This is a genomic window from Pseudophaeobacter sp., assembly GCF_039971195.1.
Classification (GTDB): domain Bacteria; phylum Pseudomonadota; class Alphaproteobacteria; order Rhodobacterales; family Rhodobacteraceae; genus Pseudophaeobacter.
This window is the reverse complement of sequence record NZ_JBDWPJ010000071.1, coordinates 1-2,773: the sequence shown is the minus strand read 5'-3', so window position 1 is coordinate 2,773 and position 2,773 is coordinate 1. Positions and strand designations below refer to the sequence as shown.

The 2,773-nt window shown below is 59.9% G+C and carries 3 protein-coding genes and 1 pseudogene; all 4 read right to left on the bottom strand.

Annotated elements, in window-relative coordinates:
• The coding region (locus ABJP42_RS06195; RefSeq protein ID WP_348339352.1) for a glycosyltransferase family 2 protein at positions 1-291 on the bottom strand (291 nt) is incomplete at its 3' end.
• A gap of 242 nt (positions 292-533) precedes the next feature.
• On the bottom strand, positions 534-1,574 hold the full coding sequence (locus tag ABJP42_RS06190; RefSeq protein WP_348339350.1) for a glycosyltransferase family 2 protein: 1,041 nt from the start codon (positions 1,572-1,574) through the stop codon (positions 534-536).
• 1 nt (position 1,575) lies between these two features.
• Positions 1,576-2,559, bottom strand: coding sequence for a UDP-glucose 4-epimerase GalE (galE, locus tag ABJP42_RS06185; RefSeq protein ID WP_348339354.1), 984 nt, complete (start codon positions 2,557-2,559; stop codon positions 1,576-1,578).
• 72 nt (positions 2,560-2,631) lie between these two features.
• Positions 2,632-2,773 (bottom strand): annotated as a pseudogene (locus ABJP42_RS06180) (UTP--glucose-1-phosphate uridylyltransferase); the annotation flags it as partial.

Here is a 2,773-nt window from a genome sequence, read left to right as displayed (position 1 = left end):
ATAATGGGCGCTGCGATAGCTGGCACGGGTCTGCCAGAGCGAGACATCCCCCATCCCGGCAAGGTACTGCGTGGTGCTGTCCTCAGACCCATTGTCCACAAACAGGAAGTGGTTCACCCCCAGCTTGCGATAATAGTCCAGAAAATAGGGCAGCCGGATCTGCTCGTTCCGCATGGTGGAGACCAACAGAACATCGCTGGGCTTGATGGCACGGGTATTGTCCTGCAGGCAGGTCAGCTCACCCGATTTGCGCATGGCCCGAAGCAGCCTGCGCTTGCGCCGAACACGCATCCGGTAAGAATCCCAAAGCCCCACAACAACTCCAAACCCGTTTTGCAGAATGCCTCATGGCAGAAACCGCAGATCACCAGGCAGATCACCAAGGTGTCAATTCCGGCGGCGAACCGATCCCAGCCTTAACGCTTAATATGTCATGGAAAAACCCTACTAACAACGGATTTAGAAACAGTTACCCGCCATCTTTACGGCCAATTATCCGGATCACTTGCGGGCGGCCCGGTTTCGCCCCGTCCTCATCCGTCCAATCGCGGCATCAACCCCAGGGCACAAAGCTGCGCAGATCCCTTATATTTCTGGGATTTCTCATGCCAAAGATCCGGTGCTGCGCTCAGATCATCGTAGTAATGGTCAAAATCCTGCGGTGTGTGAAAATGCTGCTGGCGCTGTTTTTCGGTTGCCGATTTGGAAACAATCTCGGGCAGGAATTTTGTATGCAGCAGCACCCCGGCAGGCTGGCTGCCCCCCGGCCCGTCGTACAGGGCGTTCAAGACCCCCGGCAGCAGCGCATGGGTGGAATTCACGTAAGAATAGCGCCGGTTCCATTTCACCAGCGGGATCTTGTTGAGAGTTGGGGAGCGCTCGGGCTGCGCGGCAAAGAACACCCGCTCGCGCACGCCCCCCTGCAGCCAAAGATTGCCCATCGGCGCCTGCCGACTGGCCCGGTACGGCCCGGCATCAAACCAGTCCAGAACCGCGCGAGGGTCCTGCCCCGGCGCATAGACCGTCTGGTTCAGCGGCCCCTTGGGATATAGGTCCAGCATCATGGCGCCAAAACCAGAGATCTGGCGCGCTTCCAGCAGCGTAGTCAGCACGGTCAGATCGTGGTTTTCAATGCCATCATAGATCAGCAGCTCATCCGCATCGACGGTCAGGCACCAATGGCCATGGCCATAGCGCATCCGCAGCCAGGCGCTCCAGTCGAGGCCAAAACGCGACGCACGGTAGCCCGCTTCGGTGTGCCAGAGCGAAACATCCGGCTGATCAGCCAAAAGCTCGGCCGAGCCATCCGTGCTGCCATTGTCGACCACCAGGAAATGCGGCACCCCGAGTCTCCGGTAGTAGTCCAAGAAATAGGGCAGTCGCGCGGCTTCGTTGCGCAGCACCACAAATGCCAGGATATCCCCCTGTTTGATTGCAGCGCTGCGATCCATCCGCGCCTGCAGCTGATGCCGCGCCCGCAAGGCCCGCCACAGCATGCGACGCCGTTTCAGCCGCAGGTGATACCGCGCGCGCCAGCCAGGCTGAGGCAGGGCAGAGGCGCGGGCACCTTCCATATCAGCTCTCGTAATGGCCCGTCTGGTGCCACTTCCAGGCATCAGCGATCATCATATCCAGGGTCGATCGGCGCGGCTCCCAGCCCAGATCAGTAATGGCGCGGGTCGAGCCCGAAACCAGCTTGGTACAATCGCCCGCCCGGCGCGGGCCGGTGTTGCAGGGCACTGGGCGGCCGGTGACAGCAGCGCCCCGGTCCATAACCTCGCGCACTGAAAATCCACTGCCGGTGCCCAGATTGAACACCTGGCTGCCCTTGCCATCCTCCAGCCATTTCAGCCCCAGCACATGGGCGTCGACCAGGTCACAGACATGCACGTAGTCTCGGATACAGGTGCCATCGGGGGTGTCGTAGTCGGTGCCAAAAATGGTCAGCGCATCGCGTTTTCCACCGATGGCATCCAGCACCAGCGGCACCAGATGGGTTTCAGGCCGGTGGAATTCCCCGACCTCGGCCTCGGGATCGGCACCGGCGACGTTGAAATAGCGGAAGATCACCGAGCGCAGCCCGTTAGAGGCGCCAAAATCCTTGAGGATATCCTCAACCGCGCGCTTGGAAGCGCCATAGGCATTGAGCGGCAGTTGCGGGGTGTTTTCGTCCAGCACCACATTGTCATGCTCGCCGTAGGTGGCGCAGGTGGAGGAGAACACAAAATCCAGACAGCCCGCAGCCACGGCAGCCTCAATCAGGTTGAGCGATCCCCCGGTGTTATTGGCCCAGTAGCGCCCTGGTTCGCTCATCGCTTCACCAACCTGGCTGAGAGCGGCAAAATGCATCACCGCCACCGGATTGTATTTGGCAAAAACCGCATCCAGACGGGCCCGGTCCTGCAGGTCACCCTGCTCAAAGGGGCCAAATTTAACTGCGTCTTTCCAACCTGTTACCAGGTTGTCAAAGGTCACAGGTGTATAGCCTGCCGCCTTCAGTGCCTTGCAGGCATGTGAGCCGATATAGCCGGCTCCGCCGGTCACCAGAACAGTTTTCACGTTCATATCACCTTTATAAAAAATCGGGCTTGCGCGAATCTATCAGCGCACAGGCCCGGCACTGCTAATATCTTATTCCGCCGCTTTATCGAGCCGGGTGACCTTGTTGAGATGGGCCATCAGATCATCGCGCAGCTCGGGCCGGGACAGGGCAAAGGAGACCGTCGCCTGCAGGAACCCCGCCTTGGAGCCGCAGTCAAAGCGCTCGCCGGCA

Coding starts and splice junctions, on each gene's coding strand:
- ABJP42_RS06190 (WP_348339350.1), bottom strand. CDS start 1,574: ATGGAAGGTGCCCGCGCCTCTGCCCTGCCTCAGCCTGGCTGGCGCGCG.